The following is a 20,702-nucleotide window of genomic DNA, read 5'->3' as shown; positions in this document are numbered from 1 at the left end:
TTTGTCAATGCTTGTGCTAGTATGCCAAATATTGATAACTGCTTGATGAAACACACGCTTTGCTGAATCTCTTCCTGCCCAAACAAAAGCAGGTGCTATTAATTGCCCTGCCGATGATTGCCTCTAACCTGACTATTCCGCTGCTATCCCTGGTGGACACCGCCGTGGTTGGCCACCTTGAACACCCGTGGTATTTAGGTGGCGTGGCGCTGGGTAGCAGCCTTATCAGCCTGTTGTTTTTACTGCTGGGCTTTTTGCGCATGAGCACCACCGGCTTAACGGCGCAGGCGTTTGGCGCAGAAGATGCCAATGCTATACGCAATAGCCTGCTGCAGGCGGCTCTGGTGGCATTAGGGTTAGCCTTACTGCTGTTACTGCTGCACCCGGCGGTAATGCCGCTGGTGCAGTTGTTCAGCAATGCCGGCAGCGACGTGCTGGAGCAAGCCGGTATTTATTTTCAGATCCGCATCTGGAGTGCGCCGGCGGCGCTGCTGAATATGGTGTTACTGGGCTGGTTTTTAGGCCTGCACAATGCCCGCTACCCTATGTGGCTGTTGTTATGGAACCAAAGCCTGAATATCGTGCTGGATTTACTTTTTGTGCCGGTTTTCGGCTGGAATGTGGCCGGTGTGGCGGCAGCGTCGGTAATTGCCGATTACAGTACCTTGCTGCTGGGGTTGTATTTACTGCGCCGGCTGTGGCGGGCGCAGCAGCTTGGCACGGTAAGGCTGTTACAGCTGCAACAGCTTAGCGGCTATGGCCGTTTATTTGCGCTAAACCGCGATATTTTTATCCGCAGCCTGTGCCTGCAACTGGTATTTGTGTTTATCGCCTTTCGCGGTGCTGCCCTTGGCGATAGCGTAGTAGCCGCCAATGCCGTGCTACTGAGCTTTTTAATGCTGGTGTCTTACGCGCTGGATGGCTTTGCCTATGCCGCCGAAGCCATGACCGGAAAAGCGATGGGCGCAAAAGATCACAGTGAATTGCAGCTGCTGTTTGCCATACTGGCGCAGTGGGGCCTGTTGCTTGGCATCACGTTTAGCCTGCTGTTTTGGCTGGGCGGCCCGGCGCTGATAACGCTGCTTACTTCTATTACAGAGGTGCAACACATTGCGGCAGTTTACTTGCCCTGGCTTATCGCCCTGCCGTTAGTGGCGGTATGGAGTTACCTGCTGGATGGCATTTATATCGGTGCTACACAAGGGCGCAGCATGCGTAACAGCATGTTACTGTCGTTCGCCGGCTTTGCCCTGTGTTACGCACTGGCGCAAAGCGCCGGCAACCATGCGTTGTGGTTTGCCCTGTGCGTATTTATGCTGCTGCGCGGCCTTACGCTGGCCTGGCCGCTACGCCGTGGCGCGGCGGTATTGTTTAAGTAAAAAGCGTCAGCGCTGCTGTTCGCTAAAACGGCGTCGGGTGTTGTTGTAAAAACAGTGTCATATCATCCAGCATGGCCGGGGTTAACGGCAGGCTAAACGCCGCGATATTCTGCTGTAGCTGCGCCATATCGGTAGCGCCGATAATGGTAGACGTAACCCCCTCCACCTGATTAACCCACGCCAGCGCCAGACTGGTGGCACTGACATTATGGCTTTGCGCCAATTCAGTAAACGCCGCTATGGCGCTGTTCGACTGCGGCGTATCGCGAAACAAACCGTTGCGCTGCAACATACTCCAGCGTGTCCCGGATGGGCGGGCGCCATTCAGGTATTTGCCGCTTAAAGCACCACCGGCCAACGGCGACCAGGGTAAGTAGGCAATGTTTTCGTGCACACACTGCTCAATTAAATAGGGCCAGTCTTTGGTGTGCAGCGGGCTAAACTCATTTTGAATGGATACCATGCGCGGCACTTGGTGCTGTGCGCTTAACTGCAGATACTGGCTGATACCCCAGGGCGTTTCGTTTGATAAACCACAAAAACGAATTTTACCGGCTTTTACACAGCTATCCAGCGCCTGCAGTAAACCCAGTATTTGCTCTGTTTGCTGCTCACTGTTTACCGCAGAAAAACCAATACGGCCAACACGATGCTTACCAAAATGCGGCGACACCCGGTTAGGCCAGTGCAACTGATATAAGTCGAGATAATCGGTGTTTAAGCGCTGCAAGGAGTCATCTACTGCTTGTAACAACGTAGCCGGCGTCATATCGCCACCACAACGCACATGCGCCAGGCCATTGCCTGCCATTTTACTGGCCAGCACTATATCCGCGCGTTTGCCGGGGTTACGGCCAAGCCAGTTGCCAATAATGCGCTCAGTGCTGCCATAAGTGTCGGCAGTGGGCGGAATGGCATACATTTCAGCAGTATCAATAAAATTAACACCCTGCGCCAGCGCATAGTTTAGCTGGGCGTCAGCATCAGCCTGGTTGTTCTGGCATCCCCAGGTCATACTGCCCAAACACACTCTTGATACGTTAAGCTTGCTGCTGCCCAAAACGGAATATTGCATAATGGCCTCTTTATATTCTTTGCACCGGCTTTATAACTTGTGCGGCACCTTAGCCCAATAGCCGGGTACAGGCAACCGGCTGGTAAGAATTACCTGAATGTTAATAAAAAGATGAAATAACTACGTTTAGTTATGTTACCCCGTCAGCATTGCACCGGGTTGCCCGCACAAAATCACAAACCATTTAAACCATAAAAATCAACAAATTAAAAACAAACAAACCGCTAATTTTACGCTGATTTTCATTCTGGCCCGCATACTGCACCTATACTATTGTCCTGCTGCCTGGACACGTTCACTACCGGTAACCAATATGGGTTGCCGTTGAAGTTTTACTTATTAAGGAGAACCTACTATGGCACAGTTAAATACCCCGGATATGAAACATGTATCAGACATTATTCAGGTGCTGAATAGCGGCATAGAATTTTATAGTGATGCCAAAGACAAAGTTGAAGATAAGCATCTGGTGCAATTTTTTGACCGCATGGTTACCGCGCGTCGTATGGTAAAAGAACAGTTACAGCCATTTGCCATACAGGATGATGGTAAGCGTGAAGAAGGCTCAGCTTTTTCAGTTGAAGCCCGCAAAGTGTATACCAAAGTTATTGGCGCCATGTCTTCAGATAAAGACCACACCTATATCAGCCAACTGGAAGAAGTTGAAGACAAAACCCTCGAAGAGTTTCGCATAGCGTTAAAAGAAAAGCAGCCGCCGCAGTATGAAGCAGCTTTGCTGCAATCTATGGCAACGATGCAAGAGTGCCACGACGAAATGCGGGCGCTGAAAAAATCAACCCGCCACTAAAGCATTAATGTAATTGCTGACAAAGCCCCAGCGTCTGCTAAAGCCGCCGGGGCTTTTTACTATCAGCTACTTACTATCAGTTACTGAATATTATGCTGCTGCAACCACATTTCCAGCAATGTGACCTGCCACAATTTAGAGCCAAACCGGCCGGTGAATTGCTCTGGCTGCGCTAACATAGTGTCAATGTAATCCATATTAAACAGCTGGCGCTGGCGCGCTACAGGCTGGCTGAACACTTCTTTGGCCAGTTGCAGGTATTCGCCCTGCATTTTACGCAGCGCAGGCACCGGGAAATAACCTTTGGGCCGGTCAATCACTCCGGCCGGAATAATCTCTCTGGCCACCTGTTTTAATAAATATTTACCACCGTCACGCAGCTTCAGCGGGTGTGGCATCTGAAATGCCAGTTCTACCAGTTCGTGATCTAAAAAAGGTACCCGCGCTTCCAGGCCAAATGCCATGGTCATGTTGTCGACCCGTTTCAGCGGATCGTCTACCAGCATAGCGGTAGTATCCAGATGTAACGCTTTATCTACCGGCAGGCGTGCATCACAGTTGGCAAAATACTGCTGAATATAATTTAGCGAATAATTACGAAGGCAGAAATCAGGCGCCATCACCTGCGATAACTGCGACTGGTCCCAGGAGAAGTAAGCATCGGCATAACGCTGTGCCGCGTTGCTGTCAGTGGCGTCGGTCATCGGTGGATACCAGTGATAGCCGGCAAAGACTTCATCAGCGCCCTGCCCGCTTTGTACCACTTTAACGTGCTGGCTTACTGCTTGTGCCAGTAAATAAAAACCAATCACATCATGGCTTACCATCGGCTCTGACATCGCATCGATACAAGGCCGCAAATGAGCAAGCAAGGTGTCATGCCGGGCATGAATTTTGTGGTGCCGGGTAGCATAGTGGCTGGCAATAATGTCGGAATATTTAAACTCGTTGCCCTCTTCTTCTGCCACATTGTCAAAACCAATAGAAAACGTATGCAACTGCTTTTGTCCCAGCTCGCTAAGCATGCCAACCAGTAACGAAGAATCCAGCCCGCCGGACAATAATACCCCTACCGGGACATCAGCTTCCAACCGGCGTTTGGCACTGGCAAACAACGCATCTTTCAAAGATTGCTGCCAATCCTGCTCGCTGCGCTGGTTACTGTTATCCACGTCGGCATGCAACTGCCAGTAGCAGCCCTGCTGTAAGCCGCCATCAGCGCTGACTTTCAGCCAATGCCCCGGCAGCAGCTTATACACGCCGCTAAACAGCGTGTCGGCGCCGACTATAGCGCGAAACGACATATATTGATGTACTCCCAGCGGGTTAAGCCGGCTGGGTACCTCAGCGCACTTTAGTAACGATGGTAAGGTAGATGAAAACCACAACCCATTGCCGTTATGATGATAATACAGGGGTTTAATACCCAGCCTGTCACGAGCGAAGAAGGTGCTGTTGCTATCACGGTGCCAGATAGCAAAGGCAAACATGCCATTAAACCTTGCCAGGCAGTGCTCTTGCCACTGCGCGTAGGCTTTTAAAATAACCTCGGTATCACTGGTAGAAAAAAACTGATGCCCCAGTTGTTCCAGCTCATGGCGCAGTGCTTTGTAGTTATAAATACAACCGTTGAACACTATCGTCAGCCCAAGCCCGGCATCATGCATCGGCTGCGCCCCGGCAGCGGTTAAATCAATGACTTTAAGGCGCTGATGACCAAAACACACATTACCCTGTGCTGCCACGCCTCTGCCATCAGGGCCGCGCGCCGCCAGCACTTCTAACATTGCATCAACATAATGCGTTGATGCCTTACCGTCGAATCTGATTTCTCCTGCTATTCCGCACATACTTATCCTCTGCATTAATTGCTTACGACAGCCGGATCAAGCAACCCGGTCTGCCCTGAATTTCAGCATGTCTTACCACTTTATCCGGCTTTGACATTACGCCAACCCAAATACAGACTTTTTAAGTGTAGCCTTAATTGGCGGCCCTTACCGGGCAATACATCAATTCCCCTGTGCTACACTTAACTTTTAAGCAACAATTACTGAGGTATAGTTGACATGAATATTTGTATTTTATCTACCGATCAGGAGAAAGACGACCACCGGCTGCTGGAGGCTGCCAGGGCTAAAGGCCATACTGCTGAGTTATATAATATCCGTGACATCAGTATGGTGCTGGATACCGACAAACCCACTATGTGCTGGCGCGACAAAGACATTACCAAAACCTTTGATGCTATTATTCCGCGCTTAAACGTTAACTTTACGGATTACGGCACCAACGTATTACAGCAATTTATTTGCGGCCGCACTTACGTTAGCGAGTCACCTGCTGCGCTACGCCTGGGGCGCGACAAATTAAAATGCCTGCAGTATCTGCTGGCCCGGGGTTTACCCTTTCCTGCTACCGGTATTGCTTACACACCAGAAGGTTTTCGCCAACTGGCTAAAGTAATAGGTATGCCAATAATTATTAAACTGATTGAAAGCACCGAAGGCACCGGTATTTTTCTGGTTAACACCATAAAAGAGATGGATAACATTGTCAGAACTTTTAGCCAGCTGGGGGCGTCCTACATTATTCAGCGCTTTGTAACAGAAGCATCAGGTACTGACATCAGAGCCTTTGTAGTGGGTGGTAAAGTAGTAGCCAGCATGTGTCGCCGCTCACAGGATGGCGATTTCAGATCCAATGTCGCGCTTGGTGGTTGCTCAGAGCCTTATCAGCTAAGCGCAGCAGAAGAGCAAATGGTGTTATCTGCCACCGCATCTATTGGTATCAATGTCTCCGGTGTGGATTTTGTCCGTTCTAATGATGGCCCTATGCTGCTGGAGATAAACGTTTCACCCGACTTTACCGGCGAGCAGGGTATAGAAAAAGTAACCGGAGTTAATATTGCTGATGCCATCATTGATTTTGCTGTATCGCAAGTACATAAATTCTATGAAAGCCGGTATCCCAGTGCCAAAGTGCTTGAATTACAAAGAGGTATCTTATGTGCAGATGGATAGCCTATACCGGTAAACCGATATATCTGGATACACTGGTCACCAAACCCGATCATTCGCTGGTAGTACAAAGCCGGCACAGCCAAATGAACTACACCAAGAGTGGCCAGTTACTAAGCATAAACGGAGATGGCTTTGGCATTGGTTGGTATGACAAACGCGCCAGCCCTGGCCTGTTTAAAGATGATTTACCCGCCTGGCACAACACCAACCTGAATAATTTATGTCATCAGGTTAAATCGCATACCTTTATGGCGCATATCAGGGCCACCACCACGGGGGATATCCAACGTGCCAATTGCCACCCGTTCAGGTATAAAAACTGGTTGTTTCAGCATAACGGCCATATCAGCCATTTCCCTAAGCTGCGCCGCCAATTACAGCTGAAAATTGCGCCTGAGTTATACCCGCAACTGCAAGGCACTACCGATAGCGAAACGTTTTTTTTGCTGGCGATCACCTACGGTTTACTCGACAACCCCAAAGCCGCAATGCAGAAAATGGTCAGAGAAGTATTGCAGGCATTACACCAGATTGATAAAGACGGCGTACTGAATTTGTCTTGTGCTATATCTGACGGAACCAAGCTTTATACTCTGCGCTATTCCTACAACGAAGCACCGATGACGCAGTTTGTCTCCACAGACAGCCGTTGCATGGCAGAGTTTGAAGGCGGTAAACCACCCATTCCATCTGGCAGCACCATAGTGGTGTCAGAGCCGCTGGATAATGTCAGTGAAAAGTGGACCAAAATTGCTAATAACACTTTTACCACTATTTACCGTAACGATATTAATACTGAGCCTTTTATGGATGACTAACCCTCTGGTGTAATTTGCCCGCTGATAATTTAGTCAGCGGTTACTGGCAGTGGTGAGGCGTTTTGTATCATAATCGCTGCACTTATTTTTTAACTGAAGCGTAATGATGAAAATTATCAGTATTCTCACGACCATCCTGTTGGCCGTTACCTTAACCGCCTGCTCTGACACCCCAGGTGACACTAAACTAAAACAGCTGCTACAACAGCAGTATGATGCCCGATTCGAAGGTTTAGTTGAGATTAACGAGCTAAAGAAGCTTAACGGCTGGTCGGACAATGATAGCCACTACAGTGCTGAGGTGGCTTACAACATAGTGTTTAAAAAGTCGTTTAAAGCCTTTATGGACGAGCAAACAGAGCGGCCCGGCAACCCACTGGAAAAAATGGCGACGGGCATGTCTGCCGGCATGTTAAAACTGCAATATGGCGATTTTAAAGCCGGTGACGAGTATCAGGTAAAACAACAAACCCTGACACTTCGCATGACAGACAACGGCTGGATGCTAACTAACTAAGCCACTGGTGCACCGGCAGATCGCTCTGGCCGGTGCACTTGCTCTGGTGATACTGCCTGCTCAGCTAAATCACTTTTAACCAGCTGCATATCGTCCGGCTCAAGCGTTACTGTTTGCTCACCGGTGGTTTTTCCTTCCAGACATAAGGTAATTAACAGCGGAAAATGATCGGAGCCAATGCTGGGTAAACGCTTTATTTGCTGCAGGCTAAAGTGCCGGCTGTGAAACAGATGATCCAGCGGCCAGCGGACAAAAGGGTAAGCTGCATGAAAACTGTTAAACATGCCCCGGCCGATGCGCGGATCAAGTAACCCACTGACTTTACGAAATAACCGGGTGGTTTCTGACCAGGCTACATCGTTCAGATCACCGGTAACAATCAGCGGTTGTTTACACTTCGCCACACTAACCGCCAATACCAGCAGTTCGGCATCCCGCTCAGAAGAACTTTCATTTTCAGTTGGGCTTGGCGGCGCCGGATGGACAAAATGCATCACCACCCGCAGGCCACTGCTTAGCTCTACTTCGGCATGAATAGAAGGCACATCAGCCTCAACCAAATACTGCACTGCGCCATTATGCAGCGGTAAGCGTGAATACACATGCATACCATATAAATTGTCCAGCGGGCACTTTATGCTGTGCGGGTAATCAGCACTTAGCGTGTCCAGTTGCTGCTGCCACCACATATCAGATTCCAGCGTTACCAGCACATCGGGCTTATGCTGCTGCACCAGCTCAATAAGAGCAGGGGCATTACGGTTTGTCATCAATACATTAGACGTAATTATCGATACCGTTTGCCGGTCGGCACTGGCGGCTTTGGTTAAGGGTACCTCTGTGCGGTGTAAGCGGGTGTATGGCCAAATCCACCACGCCTGTACTGCAAGGCAGCCCAGCGCCAGTAAGATCAGCAACTGGCTGCTACCCCTGGTTAGATCAAGCATCGCCAGTTGCATAACCAATAGCAAGCCACTTAGCACGGCCAGCTGCAAACGGGGAAAGTCCAGCCCGCGTACTAACCAGTGTTTAATACGGCTAAGAGGTAACAGGGTAAGTAACAACAATATGGCAGTTAATACAGCAAAACTGGACAGCATTGATTATTCCGTTTCGTTAATAGTGGTTAACACTAACTGATAGCACCGCCACAGGCAATGCAAAAGCGTTGTCTGGCGCGGCAAGCCTGTTGTTCTGCCATCAACAACAGACCTGAAGCCGCCATAAATAAAAACGGCCACCCGCAGGCAGCCGTTGTTATATATGCTTAACAGTGACGATTAAAACGCTACTTCAATTTCTACCCGGCGGTTTGCTGCCCTGCCCTGCGCCGTTTTGTTATCCGCTATCGGCTCTGACGGCCCACGGCCTTCGGCTACAAGTTGCTCAGCCGCTAAACCCTGCTGCTGCAAAAAGGCCATAACCTGCTCTGCCCGCTGCTGCGATAGTTTGTTGTTGTAGGCCAACTGGCCGGAGCTATCGGTATGCCCAAGCACTGTAACATTCTGATACATTGTGCCTTTTAGCGATTCAACCACTGCACTAAGCTGGCGTTGTAATTCATCGCTGATATTGGCTCCGTCATGCGAAAACGCCGTGATGCCCGGAAAAGACACTTTAATGCGGTTATCGGCCAGTTCAGCCGTTGTTACGCCCGCAACAGGTTGCAACCTGGCAGCAAACACGGTTTGTGGCTTGGCCGTTTCGGCATTTACCGCCGCCGAACTTGCTGAGGTGTCGTTTTTTGAAGTACTGACACAGCCGGTTGATAGTAGCGCCACCATAACTGCGGCGGAAAGCGGTAACATGCGCAACATTTATACTCCGTTATTTAATGTTAAATACTGGCGCATACTTTAATGGTTTTATTTAAGCAAATAAACACCTTTATTTAACAACAAACAAAATAAACCACTTACTTATTTTCAATTATTCTGTTAGCTATTTACTTAATGTCGTGGTTTAGCGGATTGAACTTTAGCCCCAGATCCACTATGGTATCGCCATGCAAAGCCCTGAATGTTTTACCGCCAACACGCCATGCGTGCTGCGCGCTTACAATATCGCTATCGCCTTCCATTCCTGGGCCGGTTTTGCCCTGCGCAAAGCCGGCTGAACACTTTTTCTGTTTAAACCCTTGATGTCATTTTTGCTTCTCTGATCCGGAGCCTCGATGTTTTTCTGTTATCCCAAACGGCCTTACGGCGCCGTTGGCCGCGCTATTGCGGCACTGGCCTGCCAGCAACTGTTACCACTTAGTGCGTTGCAGCTGGCAAACATTGTGCATTTTATTGCCGACGATACGGCCAGGCACCGGCTTAGCACCAATGCCAGTTGTATCCGGCCCGGCAGTTCCGTTGAGCTGCATAATACCGACACCGACGAGCGCGGCTGGCTGCAATTGGTTTATCCATCACAAGCCTGCTATCGCCGAAGCTGTATCTCAATTGTCTCACCGTTAGGGGCTGCGCTGATTGGCAAAGCTCCCGACGCCAGTATTCAGTTAACCGTACTGCGCCAGCGTCTGCATTTTCGCGTGCTGACAGTACTGAACGTAACACACCGCCAAACCAGGAGATCTTAATGAAAACACCCGATATCACCGTATCTACCACCGACTTTGACCGGCTGGATCAGCTGCTTAGCAGCCTGCCTGCCGATACCATTGGCAGCGACACCCTGCGTCAGGAGCTGGAACGCGCCAACTTAGTCGCGCCTCAGCAACTGCCTGACGATGTGGTGAGTATGAATTCTACTGTACGTTTTAGCTTTGGTGACGGTAAAAGCAGTTGCTTAACACTGGTATACCCTAAAGACGCAGCGCAAAGTGGTGCCATTTCAATACTGGCGCCGGTAGGCAGCGCTTTACTGGGCCTGCGCGTGGGCAATAGCATTAACTGGCCCCTGCCAGGTGGTGATATGTCAACCATCACGGTAGACGAAGTGCTATACCAGCCAGAGCGTGAAGGCGCTTATCACCGCTAATATGCAGTGCTGCGGTTAAGCTGTTACAGCAGGCCGCAGCACAGGCATAACCAGCGACAAAATGGTACACTAACGCCGCTATTGCCGTATTGGCCGATAAACACTTTAACCAGCAGAGTAGTATATGCGTTTATTTTTCCGCTTAATCCGTCTGATTTTAACCCCTTTTATGCTGTTAGCCGAAAAGCTGACAACACCCAAGGCAATGGTACGCAGCCCGGCTGAACAAGCTGCCGTGGATGCCGCCTGCCAACAACTGGCGCTGTATCAGTTCAGTGCCTGCCCGTTTTGCATTAAAGTACGCAAAGAAATAGCGCGGCTGGGGCTTACTATCAGCAAGCGCAATGCACAGCATAATCAGCAATACCGTAGCGAGCTGGAAAACGGCGGTGGCAAAATAAAAGTACCTTGCCTGCGCATTGAAACTGCTGCCGGCGACGTGCAGTGGCTGTATGAATCCGCTGAAATTATCGCTTATTTACAGCAGCGTTTTGCCGCTACAGCGGATAGCCAAAACAGCTGAACTGCTATAAAATGCGCCACCTTAATTTCGCCTGAGCAGTACGCAGCGATGATGTCATCCAATGCGTTATACACGGATTTATCCGGTTTTTACGATTTAATGTGCTGCGACATCAACTACCCCGCGCAAAGTAATACGGTACAGCGGCTGCACCAGCTGCTGGGCAACGGCGGCAAAACTCACCTCGATTTAGCCTGTGGCACCGGCCCGCACATTCGCCATTTTATCGACTATGGCTACCAAAGCAGCGGGCTGGATTTAAACCAACCGATGCTGGATTTAGCAAAGGCACGCTGCCCGCAAGCCCATTTTATGCTGCAAAATATGTGCAGCTTTACACTGGATCAGCCGGTTGATTTAATTACCTGCTTTTTATACTCCATTCATTACAGTGCCAATATTGCTCAGCTAAACCAATGCCTTGCCAGTGTGTACGCAGCGCTGAATGCAGGCGGAATGTTTTGTTTTAATGCGGTAGATAAAGACAAGATTTGCAACAACAGCGCTGTGCGTCACAGCACCACACACGATGATAGCCACTTTGTGTTTGAATCGCTGTGGCACTACAGCGGCGATGGCGAGCAACAAGCGCTTAAACTGCGCATCGCCAGAACCTGCGGCGAAAATGTCCAGCTGTGGCAGGATGAACACCCTATGGTTGCCATCAGCTTTGCCCGGTTGCAGGCGCTATTAAGCCCTTATTTTGAAGTACATATATTGGCGCACGACTATGACAAAATATCCCCATGGGATACTACCTCCGGCAATGCGCTGTTTGTTTGTGTAAAACGCTGATAACTGAAACGCTTTTGGCTTTAACTTAATAGCCTGTTTAATTTATTCGCATTACCCCTGCGCATTGGCCGGATCAAGGTCTTTTAGCTGTTCTACAATATCTTCAGCATACTGCTCAATGCCCTGCCCAACAATAGGAGCATTATTCAGCGTTTTCAGTTTGCGGATATCTTCTATGCGAAACAGAATGCTGCCAGCGTTTTCTTTATCTTTAAACGCATAAATAACATCGTCCGAACCCCAGTAATGGACATTTTGCAAATAGATAAAACCATTAGTTAGCTTATTGCCGTTGATTTTTTCCAGCAACGGTTTTGCTACTTCAGCAAAGTAGTAATAAGACTCTATATTACCGCCCTCTTCAGGCACGTTAAACTGAATAAAAGTCCATACCAGCTCTTGCCCGGTGTTGTCACTCAGGGTTTCTATCTCGTTTGCGACGTTGCATCCCTGCAGAAAAACCAATGTTAGTAACAAGCCAAATATTCTGAACACGCTGAATCCTTTCCGGTATTGTTTATAGACGGCAAATAATATACCCGACTCTAAATTAACAACAAAATATAATTTATGGCCGCTGATAATTGCAGCGGCAGAGATATCTGGCTATTTCAGATATGGAAAAACCACAGCATACGGCAAAAAAAACCAGGATTTTCTCGTCAGTACACCACCTAAGCGTTACTCTGGCGCTAAATACCCTAAGGAGACTAACAGATGCGAATAATGCTAATGCTTGCTTTAATAGTTAGCCTGCCAACATTGGCTAAACCACAACTGGAACTGCTGTGGCAAACCGACGGCTTTCGCGTGCCCGAGTCTGTATTGGTGTATAAGCAGCAAGACGATAAATTTTTATTTGTGTCTGAAATTGATGGTGAAGGTAATGCCGCCGATGGCGAAGGTGGTGTAGCCCTGCTCAATACCGATGGCACCATGCGTGAGCATAACTGGCTGCGCGGCTTAAATGCCCCTAAAGGTTTGGCACAATACCAGGGCAAACTTTATGTAGCAGACTTAACCGAACTGGTGATTATTGATATTGCCACCGCTAAGGTAACAGCAAAAATTCCCGCGCCGGATGCAGTGTTTTTAAATGACGTAACGATAGATGAGCACGGCGTGGTGTATATCTCTGATACGCGCAAAAACCGCGTATACAAATATGCCAATGGTGTTATCAGTATCTGGCTGGAAGATATTATTGCTGCTAATGGTTTAAAGAGTATCGGCAGCGACTTATACATAGCTGCGGCAGACCTGCTGCTAAAAGCAGATAAAGGCGGCGAAATAACGCAAATAGCCAAAGGCTTCTCACAACGCGCCGACGGCTTGGAACCGGTAGGTAACGGTGATTTTATTGTCAGCTGCTGGGCCGGTATTATTTACTATGTTTACGCCGATGGCCGGATGGAACCTGTACTGGACACGCAGCAGCAAAAACTCAATACCGCCGATATCGGTTGGGATGCCAAAACAAACACCCTGTACGTACCGACTTTTTTCGGTAATTCAGTGGCCGCTTACCGGCTAACATATTAAAGTTGTGACGTTTGCCAGCGACTGGCATCGCTGGCAATCCTCTTTTAGTTCAAACCGGCTTTAGTTAAACCAAAAGCGGCATCTTGCGAGCCTGGTTCCATCAGCGCCAGAATTTGCATCCGGTTCCAGAAGTTAATCAGGCCGATGCTATAGGTCAGCTCAGAAATTTCCACATCGCTGAAATGATCTTTGGTCGCCTGGTACAGCTCGTTGCTTACTCCGGTATCTGCCAGTTTAGTCAGCGCCTCTGTCAGTGCCAGGGCAGCTTTTTCTTTGGCATTAAACAGCGGAGATTCGCGCCAGATGGCAACATGATAAATACGCAGCTCACGCTCGCCTTTAATTTTTGCCTGTTTGATATGCATATCCAGACAAAAAGCACAGCCGTTTAGCTGCGATGCACGGATATCGATCAGGCTTTTGATCAACGGGTCAATCGAGGTTTTATACGCTGCCATGCTGGCATCCATCAGCGCTTTGGTTAAAGCCGGTGCGGTTTCAAAGTGGTTCAGTCGTGCAGTCATAGTTATTGCTCCAAGGTTTTAAGTTAAAGTTGCAGAAAATCAATAGCCGCCACAGCTTCAGGCACCGCTGCAGCTTTTGTTTGCGGGTGATGGGTACCATCCACCCGGATAAAACGCACATCGGTAATGCCGATGTAACGCAAAGCAGTTGTCATATAAGGGGTAAATTGGTCGTCTGCTTCGTTGGGCTGGCCAATAAGAGGTGTGCCGTTAGCCATCACCACCAACACTTTTTTATTGCTTACCAGGCCAACTTTTTCGCCTTCGGCAGTAAAAGCAAAGGTGCGGCCGGCACGGGTAATATGGTCAAACCAGGCTTTTAATACAGATGGCAGGCCCAGGTTCCACATCGGCGATGAAATAAGCAGCGTATCGTGTGCCAGCAGTTGATCAACCAGTTGCTCAGACAACGCTGCAGCTTGTAGTTGTGTTTCTGTACGCAATTCAGGTTTGGTCAAAAAGGCACTAACCGTTAACGCATCCAGATGCGGCAGCTGCTGCTGTGCCAAATCCAGCACTGTTTCAGTTAATGCAGGGTAGCGCTGTTGTAATTTAGCCAACAGGTGGCTGGCAACGATTCTGGACGCCGAGCCGGTTAAATTCGGGCTGACCTTAATATGCAACAGTTTCATACATTCTCCTGGCAAAGCCGCGATTAATTTCGGCTTACGGTGTTGTTCTGATGTGCAAAGTCTAGCCTTTCATGCCATATTTGAAAGATACAAAACTAATGAATTTAGGTAGGACATAATGACCGGTTATCAGGCTATTTATCAGCGCTATAAACAGCAAATCCTAAACGGCAACCTGAAACCGGGTGAAAAAGTGCCAGCAATCCGCGTACTGGCCGCTGATTTGGGCGTAGCAAAAAAAACCGTCGAAACGGCCTATAACATTCTGACTGGAGAGGGTTATTTAGTCAGCAAAGGCGCACGCGGCACTCAGGTTAACCCTGATCTGCAGCTAAATATTACTAAAGCGCCGATAACCGTGCCGGTTGAAGATAGCAAACTGCAGAACTTAATTGACTTACGCGACAACCCGGGATTTTTCCGCTTGGGTATTCCGTCGTTGGATCAGTTTCCGTATAAAAAGTGGTTGTTGTTATCCGGCAAAGCCATCCGGGCGATGCGGCCGGAGCAAATGTTGACACCGCCGGTAATGGGCTATCCGCCGCTGCGTGAAGCCATTGCTAACTACGTGAATATCTCACGTGGCCTGAATTGCAGCGCCAGCCAGATTTGCATTACCAGCGGCTACAAACACAGTATTGCGTTGATTTTACAAGCGCTGGCGACACGACAAGATAAGGTAGTGTATGAAGATCCCGGGTATTTTTTCGGCCAGAAGCTGTTAAAACGCATTGTTGAAAACCTGCACTATGTGCCGGTTGACCGCCACGGGTTGAATGTCGATTATTTGCTGCAGCACCATCACGATGCCCGTTTTGTTATTACCACCCCGGCGCACCACAGCCCGCTGGCGGTTACCTTGTCACTGCCACGGCGGCAGCAGCTATTGGATTGGGCGCAAACCCAACAGGCCTGGATAGTGGAAGATGATTACGATGGCGAATTTCATTACACCAAAAAAGTGCTGCCGGCACTAAAAAGCCAGGATCCGGCTGACCGGGTTATTTATGTCGGTACTTTTAGCAAAACTATTATGCCGGCCATGCGGATCAGCTACATAGTGCTACCCAAAGCGTTGGTCAGCCGCTTTCACGAAACCGCGGAAATCGTCGAAACCAGCCTGCCGCTGCTGCCGCAGCAGATCCTCAGCCGCTTTATTGCTGAAGGACATTTTTTTAAACACTTAAAAAAGATGCGCGCACTGTATCAGGCACGGCGGCAAATGGTTTTAAACGCCTTGCAGCAGGTTTACCCAACTCAGTTTTATGTCGAGCTAACCGATGGCGGTATGCATGTTGTGGCATTCTTAAAAAGCGGCAGCCAGGACGAACAGTTGGCCGAAATCTGGCAGCAACACCGCTTGTTAGTATTTCCGCTGTCGGTATGGTACGCCGGTAAAAGCAAACGTTATGGTCTGGTAATAGGCTATACCAATATTACATCAGAGCAGCAAGCCATCGATGCCCTGCGCCTGCCTTACCAACAAACGCTGGCGCTGCTTGGCAGCTAACAGCTTTTTACTGCGCGGTTTGCCCGCCAACACCAGCAGAAAGCCAATTAATTGGTTGTTTTTCCAGGTGTGAAACCCGCCAGCATTGTCCAATAACAACATCTGCGACAATACAGGCCACGCCGGCCAACTAAACCCGGCGTTATGCCTTAATTTTTCCATCTTTTAACAATAAGATACACTTATCCACACAGTATCAGCCAAAATGCCAGCTGGTTACCGTGTACTTTTCGCCATAGACTGATTACCCCATGGCCACCGGAGGTATTGAAACGATGCTAAAATTGCCAGCCTTATTATATTGCTTAGTTGCGGCTTTTCCGTTATTTGCTAAAGAGCAACTCAGGTGGTGTGTCTGGGAATTTCCCGGCAATGTTAATTTCAATAACCCAGCAAAAACAGCCCAGGGTGTTTCAGTAGATTTTATGCAGGAAATGGCTCGTCGCGCCGGTTTTGAGCTATCAATCAGCAAAGCTACCCCCTCCAGCCGCTGTCTGAAAGAACTTGCCGATGGCGACAGCGATTTGGTAGTAGGTATTCTTAAAACCGGTGATGGCAGAGAGGCAATTGAATATATCCCTTATGGGGCCCGCCAGCCGGATCGGGTTTATTTGTCTGCAACGGACAACCGCAGGCTACAGCAAGTCACTGAATTATCTACCATGACGCTGGCAGCAATACGCAACTATGGTTTTCACCCTAAAGTTACAGCAATAGTTAACGCCATGCCGCCAAGCCAGGTTATACGGGTAAACTCTATTTACTCCGCGCTTGAAATTGTTGCCAAACACCGGGTAACAGCTGCACTGCTGCCGCCAAGCCAGGTCAGCGCCGTGTTGCAGGAAAATCCGGAGCTGGCAGCCCAGATTAGAGAAGTCAGTTTTCCGCTCAATATTGTTACGCCACAACCCGTATATATCGGCTTAGCCAAAAGCTGTCAGTGCCCAAAAATCTCGCAAGCGATACAACAAAGTATTGCGACAATGACCGCAGATGGCAGCATAAAGCATATATTTGGTGACAAGCTCATCGATTTTACCGATTAGCATCATCGTTTTAATTCACATCAGCAAATTAGCTTCTTACTATACTAGTTTGGCGGTTGTTTAACTCAGTGTCTGATCCCCTTCAGCATCAGCACTGCAGATAATAATAAAACGTTAACTAAAAGGAAGCTGACAATGAATAGACAAACTTTTAAAACCAGAGCGCTGGCTGGCATGATAAGCATGTTGCTGGTATCCGGTGCCGCCTTTGCCAGTGACAAAACCATGACTAAACCAGCTGGTGCCTCAGGTCAGGGGAGTGCTCAGCAGGGTGCAGTAAGAACTAACCTGTTTTGGTGGCCACAACAACTTGATTTGTCTGTGCTACGCGATCACGATACACGCTCTAACCCTTATGGCGCCAACTTCAGCTATGCTGACGCTTTTAATAAACTGGATTTAGACAGCGTAAAGCGAGACATCAACGCCCTGTTAACGCAGTCACAAGATTGGTGGCCAGCGGATTTTGGTAACTATGGCCCTTTCTTTATTCGCATGACCTGGCATAGTGCCGGTACCTATCGCACCCTGGACGGCCGTGGCGGCGCCGGTGGTGGCCAGCAGCGGTTCGACCCGCTAAACAGCTGGCCGGATAACGCAAGCCTCGATAAAGCCCGACGCTTATTATGGCCGGTAAAACAAAAATACGGCGAAGCCTTATCCTGGTCAGATCTTATTGTGCTGGCCGGCAATGTGGCGCTGGAGAATATGGGCTTTAAAACCTACGGCTTTGCCGGTGGCCGTGCCGACGACTGGGAACCCGATCTAGTGTACTGGGGGCCGGAAGTTGAAATGCTGGCCAGCGACCGTGAAGATAAAGACGGTAAGCTGCAACGCCCGCTGGGCGCGACCCACATGGGGTTGATCTACGTTAACCCGGAAGGCCCTAAAGGCGTACCGGACCCGCTCGGTTCAGCGAAAAATATCCGTATCGCCTTTGAGCGCATGGCCATGAACGATGAAGAAACCCTGGCGTTAATCGCCGGCGGCCATACTTTTGGTAAAATGCACGGTGCCCGTAAACCGGCAGAGTGTATGGAGGCAGAACCTGCCGCAGCCGGGGTGGAAGAGCAAGGGTTTGGCTGGAAAAATAACTGTGGCAAAGGCCATTCTGAAGATACGATTACCAGCGGTTTAGAAGGTGCCTGGACTCAGACGCCAACGCGCTGGACATCGCTGTATTTAAGCAACCTGCTTAACTTTGAATGGAAACAAACCCGCAGCCCGGCCGGTGCTATTCAGTGGGTGCCAACCGATGAATCACTGCATAAACTGGTACCGGATGCGCATATCAAAGGTAAATTTAACCCGCCGGTTATGACCACTGCGGATCTGGCGCTGAAGTTTGACCCGGAGTATCGCAAGATTGCCGAGCGCTTTTTAGCGGATCCGGAAGAATACCGCTTAGCCTTTGCCAAAGCCTGGTACAAACTGACCCACCGCGATATGGGGCCACCACGTAACTTTTTAGGTAAAGAAGTACCAAAAGAGGCGCTGATTTGGCAAGATCCGATTGACGAAAAAACCCAGTCCAACATTAAAGCCGGTGATGTTAAAACACTGAAAGCCAGTATTTTAAAATCTGGTTTAACCGTGCCTGAGTTGGTGCGTGTAGCCTGGGGCTCTGCTGCCAGCTATCGTGACACCGATATGCGTGGTGGTGCTAACGGTGCGCGCATTGCATTGGTGCCACAAAAAGATTGGGCAGTAAATAACCCGGCTGAAACAGCAAAAGTAATCAAAGCGCTAACAGCCATCCAGCAAGATTTTAATACCAGCCGTAAAAAAGTGTCACTGGCTGACTTAATCGTGTTGGGCGGCACGGCAGCAATTGAAAAAGCCGCCAAAGACGCCGGTTATAACGTTACAGTGCCGTTTACACCGGGCCGTGGTGATGCCACTCAGGACATGACAGACGTTAATGCCTTTAGCCTGCTTGAACTGACAGCTGATGGTTTCAGAAACTACTTCGACGCGGCAGCAAGCTACAAATCACCGACTGAGATGCTGGTAGATAAAGCCGATCAACTGGACCTGAGCATACCGGAAATGACCGTGCTGGTAGGTGGTTTACGTGCGCTGGATGCCAACTATCAGGGTGCCAAACATGGTGTGTTCACGGCTAAGCCAGGCACGTTAAACAACGACTTCTTCGTTAATCTGCTGGATATGTCTACGGTGTGGAAAAAGTCTGCCACAGACGGCATATACGAAGGTTTTGACCGTGCATCAGGCAACAAAAAGTGGACCGCCACCTCTGTTGATCTGATCTTTGGTTCAAACTCAGAGCTGCGCGCCGTGGCCGAGGTGTACGCCTTTGATAGCTCGAAGCAGAAGTTTGTTGATGACTTTGTTAAAGCCTGGACCAAGGTAATGAACCTGGACCGCTAACCGGCAGTTGTAACTAAAAGCAAGCTCCATCACGCAAAAGCGCTGCAACCGGAAAAGCTGCAGCGCTTTTTTATTCAGATGCCTGCTTGTCGCATTCAAACGTCTGCCGCCTTAGCGTCACGCCGGGTTGCGGCCCCAATTCAACCCGATACAACAGGTTGTAGTCCTGCTCCGTCAATGCGGCCATTTCAATATCACTTAGCAACCTAACCAGTTGCGGCACAGTATTGCTGTGCCCTACTACCAATACCGGCTGCCCCTGCGCGGTTAACTGTGCCACTAACTGCCCACTCTGATTCGGGTCGTAATCTGTTACACTAAGCTGCTTGGCAGCGGCCACTGCTGCAGCTGTTTGCTGGGTGCGCTGATACGGTGTGGCATACACGGCGGCCAGTGGAATATTGGCAAAATAATCGGCCAGTGCTTGTGCTCTGGCTCTACCGCATTCTGACAAAGGCGGATCTTTACTGTCGCCTTGCTTTTCGGCATGGCGCACCAGATACACCGTGTCAGCACTTAGTTGCAGAGCCAATAAACAGCTTAACGCGCCAAACCAGGCCACGAGTTTATTTAGTTTCAACTTGAGGAACCTCTATGCGGTACAACACAGCATCTACATCCCCCAGCGCATCGCGGTGCAGATAACGTTTTACAAACTGCATACCCAGTTTACGCATAACGCCAATTGAGCCGGCGTTATCCGGCATGGCAATTGCCGACAAAAACTGAACATTGCTATTATTTCCCAGCACCGCATCAGCCACAGCCCGGGCGGCCTCGCTGGCATAACCCTGCCCCCAGTACTGCCGCTTAAAACGCCAGCCAAGTTCGATATCATCTGTGCTGGGGCTGGCCATGTTAAAACCCATCGGCCGTATTAATACCCAGCCGATATAAGCGTTATCTTCTAACCGCCGCACCTGCCAGATACCATAACCTTGCGCCGGGCTGCGGTACTGCATCATCCGCGGTATAAATACATCAACAATGCTTTGCATCGTTGTAAGCTTGCCACCGTTAAGGTAGCGCATAACTTCTTGATCCTGGTCTACTTCAAAAAGCAACCCGGCATCCTGTTCAGACAGCAGGGTAAAACTCAGCCTGTTACTTGCGGCAATTTTCAACATACTCTTT

22 protein-coding genes are annotated in these 20,702 nt (G+C 49.3%); 13 read left to right on the top strand and 9 right to left on the bottom strand.

Annotated features, from left to right (window positions below):
* The first annotated feature begins 59 nt into the window (after positions 1 to 59).
* Entirely contained in the window at positions 60 to 1,379 is a 1,320-nt protein-coding gene (gene dinF, locus AR688_RS05930; RefSeq protein WP_231731977.1) for an MATE family efflux transporter DinF, read from the top strand.
* A gap of 22 nt (positions 1,380 to 1,401) precedes the next feature.
* Here the strand turns inward: dinF and AR688_RS05925 are convergent, their stop codons facing one another.
* Complete coding sequence (locus AR688_RS05925) at positions 1,402 to 2,454, bottom strand: aldo/keto reductase (RefSeq protein ID WP_068230419.1); 1,053 nt, start codon at positions 2,452 to 2,454, stop codon at positions 1,402 to 1,404.
* 355 nt (positions 2,455 to 2,809) lie between these two features.
* Between AR688_RS05925 and AR688_RS05920 the strand changes: the two genes are divergently transcribed.
* Positions 2,810 to 3,262 (top strand): ferritin-like domain-containing protein, encoded by a 453-nt coding sequence (locus AR688_RS05920; protein WP_068230415.1) that lies wholly within the window; start codon positions 2,810 to 2,812, stop codon positions 3,260 to 3,262.
* 80 nt (positions 3,263 to 3,342) lie between these two features.
* On the opposite strand, the gene AR688_RS05915 is transcribed toward AR688_RS05920, so the two are convergent.
* Entirely contained in the window at positions 3,343 to 5,112 is a 1,770-nt protein-coding gene (locus tag AR688_RS05915) for an N-acetylglutaminylglutamine amidotransferase (protein WP_068230414.1), read from the bottom strand.
* Between the two features lie 219 nt (positions 5,113 to 5,331).
* Between AR688_RS05915 and AR688_RS05910 the strand changes: the two genes are divergently transcribed.
* The 3 genes from AR688_RS05910 to AR688_RS05900 all read left to right on the top strand — a co-directional run bounded on the left by AR688_RS05910 (position 5,332) and on the right by AR688_RS05900 (position 7,620).
* A complete protein-coding gene (locus AR688_RS05910; protein WP_068230413.1) occupies positions 5,332 to 6,285 on the top strand; it encodes an ATP-grasp domain-containing protein in 954 nt (317 codons plus the stop codon).
* Positions 6,270 to 7,103 carry a class II glutamine amidotransferase gene (locus AR688_RS05905; protein WP_068230411.1) on the top strand — a complete coding sequence of 278 codons (834 nt, stop codon included), beginning with the start codon at positions 6,270 to 6,272 and terminating at the stop codon, positions 7,101 to 7,103. The genes AR688_RS05910 and AR688_RS05905 overlap by 16 nt, the downstream gene beginning before the upstream one ends.
* 103 nt (positions 7,104 to 7,206) lie before the next feature.
* A complete protein-coding gene (locus AR688_RS05900; protein ID WP_156420212.1) occupies positions 7,207 to 7,620 on the top strand; it encodes a hypothetical protein in 414 nt (137 codons plus the stop codon).
* On the opposite strand, the gene AR688_RS05895 is transcribed toward AR688_RS05900, so the two are convergent.
* Together AR688_RS05895 and AR688_RS05890 are read right to left on the bottom strand one after the other, a co-directional pair.
* The gene (locus AR688_RS05895) at positions 7,617 to 8,720 is read right to left on the bottom strand and encodes an endonuclease/exonuclease/phosphatase family protein (protein WP_068230405.1); all 1,104 of its coding nucleotides are present in this window, start codon (positions 8,718 to 8,720) and stop codon (positions 7,617 to 7,619) included. The two genes, AR688_RS05900 and AR688_RS05895, sit on opposite strands and share 4 nt — an antisense overlap.
* Before the next feature lie 180 nt (positions 8,721 to 8,900).
* Positions 8,901 to 9,437, bottom strand: coding sequence for an OmpA family protein (locus tag AR688_RS05890; RefSeq protein WP_068230402.1), 537 nt, complete (start codon positions 9,435 to 9,437; stop codon positions 8,901 to 8,903).
* 356 nt (positions 9,438 to 9,793) lie between these two features.
* Here AR688_RS05890 and AR688_RS05885 point away from each other — a divergent pair, with 356 nt between their 5' ends.
* The 4 genes from AR688_RS05885 to AR688_RS20135 all read left to right on the top strand — a co-directional run bounded on the left by AR688_RS05885 (position 9,794) and on the right by AR688_RS20135 (position 11,923).
* Positions 9,794 to 10,204: a GreA/GreB family elongation factor gene (locus AR688_RS05885; protein WP_068230399.1), complete on the top strand. Its 411-nt coding sequence runs from the start codon at positions 9,794 to 9,796 to the stop codon at positions 10,202 to 10,204.
* Positions 10,204 to 10,605, top strand: coding sequence for a nucleoside diphosphate kinase regulator (gene rnk / locus AR688_RS05880; RefSeq protein WP_068230398.1), 402 nt, complete (start codon positions 10,204 to 10,206; stop codon positions 10,603 to 10,605). Before AR688_RS05885 ends, rnk begins: the two co-directional genes overlap by 1 nt.
* A gap of 124 nt (positions 10,606 to 10,729) precedes the next feature.
* The gene (locus AR688_RS20140) at positions 10,730 to 11,128 is read left to right on the top strand and encodes a glutathione S-transferase N-terminal domain-containing protein (protein WP_068230397.1); all 399 of its coding nucleotides are present in this window, start codon (positions 10,730 to 10,732) and stop codon (positions 11,126 to 11,128) included.
* A 48-nt stretch (positions 11,129 to 11,176) separates the two neighbouring features.
* Positions 11,177 to 11,923 carry a class I SAM-dependent DNA methyltransferase gene (locus AR688_RS20135; RefSeq protein WP_269433680.1) on the top strand — a complete coding sequence of 249 codons (747 nt, stop codon included), beginning with the start codon at positions 11,177 to 11,179 and terminating at the stop codon, positions 11,921 to 11,923.
* Positions 11,924 to 11,974: 51 nt separating this feature from the next.
* Here the strand turns inward: AR688_RS20135 and AR688_RS05865 are convergent, their stop codons facing one another.
* Entirely contained in the window at positions 11,975 to 12,418 is a 444-nt protein-coding gene (locus AR688_RS05865) for a hypothetical protein (RefSeq protein ID WP_068230394.1), read from the bottom strand.
* Positions 12,419 to 12,640: 222 nt separating this feature from the next.
* Between AR688_RS05865 and AR688_RS05860 the strand changes: the two genes are divergently transcribed.
* The gene (locus AR688_RS05860) at positions 12,641 to 13,465 is read left to right on the top strand and encodes a GTP-binding protein (RefSeq protein WP_068230391.1); all 825 of its coding nucleotides are present in this window, start codon (positions 12,641 to 12,643) and stop codon (positions 13,463 to 13,465) included.
* A 44-nt stretch (positions 13,466 to 13,509) separates the two neighbouring features.
* On the opposite strand, the gene AR688_RS05855 is transcribed toward AR688_RS05860, so the two are convergent.
* Both AR688_RS05855 and AR688_RS05850 read right to left on the bottom strand, forming a co-directional pair.
* Positions 13,510 to 13,989, bottom strand: coding sequence for a carboxymuconolactone decarboxylase family protein (locus tag AR688_RS05855; RefSeq protein WP_068230388.1), 480 nt, complete (start codon positions 13,987 to 13,989; stop codon positions 13,510 to 13,512).
* Between the two features lie 23 nt (positions 13,990 to 14,012).
* Entirely contained in the window at positions 14,013 to 14,621 is a 609-nt protein-coding gene (locus tag AR688_RS05850; RefSeq protein WP_068230385.1) for an FMN-dependent NADH-azoreductase, read from the bottom strand.
* Positions 14,622 to 14,739: 118 nt separating this feature from the next.
* Here AR688_RS05850 and pdxR point away from each other — a divergent pair, with 118 nt between their 5' ends.
* The 3 genes from pdxR (at position 14,740) to katG (ending at position 19,568) form a co-directional block, all read left to right on the top strand.
* Entirely contained in the window at positions 14,740 to 16,131 is a 1,392-nt protein-coding gene (gene pdxR, locus AR688_RS05845) for a MocR-like pyridoxine biosynthesis transcription factor PdxR (protein WP_068230382.1), read from the top strand.
* A gap of 275 nt (positions 16,132 to 16,406) precedes the next feature.
* Positions 16,407 to 17,177, top strand: coding sequence for a substrate-binding periplasmic protein (locus AR688_RS05835; RefSeq protein WP_068230378.1), 771 nt, complete (start codon positions 16,407 to 16,409; stop codon positions 17,175 to 17,177).
* Positions 17,178 to 17,312: 135 nt separating this feature from the next.
* Positions 17,313 to 19,568, top strand: coding sequence for a catalase/peroxidase HPI (gene katG / locus AR688_RS05830; protein ID WP_068230377.1), 2,256 nt, complete (start codon positions 17,313 to 17,315; stop codon positions 19,566 to 19,568).
* A 70-nt stretch (positions 19,569 to 19,638) separates the two neighbouring features.
* On the opposite strand, the gene AR688_RS05825 is transcribed toward katG, so the two are convergent.
* Together AR688_RS05825 and AR688_RS05820 are read right to left on the bottom strand one after the other, a co-directional pair.
* Entirely contained in the window at positions 19,639 to 20,148 is a 510-nt protein-coding gene (locus AR688_RS05825; protein ID WP_068230376.1) for a SixA phosphatase family protein, read from the bottom strand.
* Positions 20,135 to 20,695 carry a GNAT family N-acetyltransferase gene (locus tag AR688_RS05820; RefSeq protein ID WP_068230373.1) on the bottom strand — a complete coding sequence of 187 codons (561 nt, stop codon included), beginning with the start codon at positions 20,693 to 20,695 and terminating at the stop codon, positions 20,135 to 20,137. The genes AR688_RS05825 and AR688_RS05820 overlap by 14 nt, the downstream gene beginning before the upstream one ends.
* Positions 20,696 to 20,702 lie beyond the last annotated feature (7 nt).

Source organism: Rheinheimera sp. EpRS3 (assembly GCF_001513785.1).
Classification (GTDB): Bacteria; Pseudomonadota; Gammaproteobacteria; order Enterobacterales; family Alteromonadaceae; genus Alishewanella.
The sequence above is the reverse complement of the archived record's forward strand: the minus strand, read 5'-3'. Positions and strand labels throughout refer to the sequence as shown.

Excerpts from the sequence above, each read along its gene's own strand:
- AR688_RS05925 (WP_068230419.1), bottom strand. The coding sequence starts at position 2,454 with ATGCAATATTCCGTTTTGGGCAGCAGCAAGCTTAACGTATCAAGAGTG.
- AR688_RS05920 (WP_068230415.1), top strand. The coding sequence starts at position 2,810 with ATGGCACAGTTAAATACCCCGGATATGAAACATGTATCAGACATTATT.
- AR688_RS05915 (WP_068230414.1), bottom strand. The coding sequence starts at position 5,112 with ATGTGCGGAATAGCAGGAGAAATCAGATTCGACGGTAAGGCATCAACG.
- AR688_RS05910 (WP_068230413.1), top strand. The coding sequence starts at position 5,332 with ATGAATATTTGTATTTTATCTACCGATCAGGAGAAAGACGACCACCGG.
- AR688_RS05905 (WP_068230411.1), top strand. The coding sequence starts at position 6,270 with ATGTGCAGATGGATAGCCTATACCGGTAAACCGATATATCTGGATACA.
- AR688_RS05900 (WP_156420212.1), top strand. The coding sequence starts at position 7,207 with ATGATGAAAATTATCAGTATTCTCACGACCATCCTGTTGGCCGTTACC.
- AR688_RS05895 (WP_068230405.1), bottom strand. The coding sequence starts at position 8,720 with ATGCTGTCCAGTTTTGCTGTATTAACTGCCATATTGTTGTTACTTACC.
- AR688_RS05890 (WP_068230402.1), bottom strand. The coding sequence starts at position 9,437 with ATGTTGCGCATGTTACCGCTTTCCGCCGCAGTTATGGTGGCGCTACTA.
- AR688_RS05885 (WP_068230399.1), top strand. The coding sequence starts at position 9,794 with ATGTTTTTCTGTTATCCCAAACGGCCTTACGGCGCCGTTGGCCGCGCT.
- rnk (WP_068230398.1), top strand. The coding sequence starts at position 10,204 with ATGAAAACACCCGATATCACCGTATCTACCACCGACTTTGACCGGCTG.
- AR688_RS20140 (WP_068230397.1), top strand. The coding sequence starts at position 10,730 with ATGCGTTTATTTTTCCGCTTAATCCGTCTGATTTTAACCCCTTTTATG.
- AR688_RS20135 (WP_269433680.1), top strand. The coding sequence starts at position 11,177 with ATGATGTCATCCAATGCGTTATACACGGATTTATCCGGTTTTTACGAT.
- AR688_RS05860 (WP_068230391.1), top strand. The coding sequence starts at position 12,641 with ATGCGAATAATGCTAATGCTTGCTTTAATAGTTAGCCTGCCAACATTG.
- AR688_RS05855 (WP_068230388.1), bottom strand. The coding sequence starts at position 13,989 with ATGACTGCACGACTGAACCACTTTGAAACCGCACCGGCTTTAACCAAA.
- AR688_RS05850 (WP_068230385.1), bottom strand. The coding sequence starts at position 14,621 with ATGAAACTGTTGCATATTAAGGTCAGCCCGAATTTAACCGGCTCGGCG.
- pdxR (WP_068230382.1), top strand. The coding sequence starts at position 14,740 with ATGACCGGTTATCAGGCTATTTATCAGCGCTATAAACAGCAAATCCTA.
- AR688_RS05835 (WP_068230378.1), top strand. The coding sequence starts at position 16,407 with ATGCTAAAATTGCCAGCCTTATTATATTGCTTAGTTGCGGCTTTTCCG.
- katG (WP_068230377.1), top strand. The coding sequence starts at position 17,313 with ATGAATAGACAAACTTTTAAAACCAGAGCGCTGGCTGGCATGATAAGC.
- AR688_RS05820 (WP_068230373.1), bottom strand. The coding sequence starts at position 20,695 with ATGTTGAAAATTGCCGCAAGTAACAGGCTGAGTTTTACCCTGCTGTCT.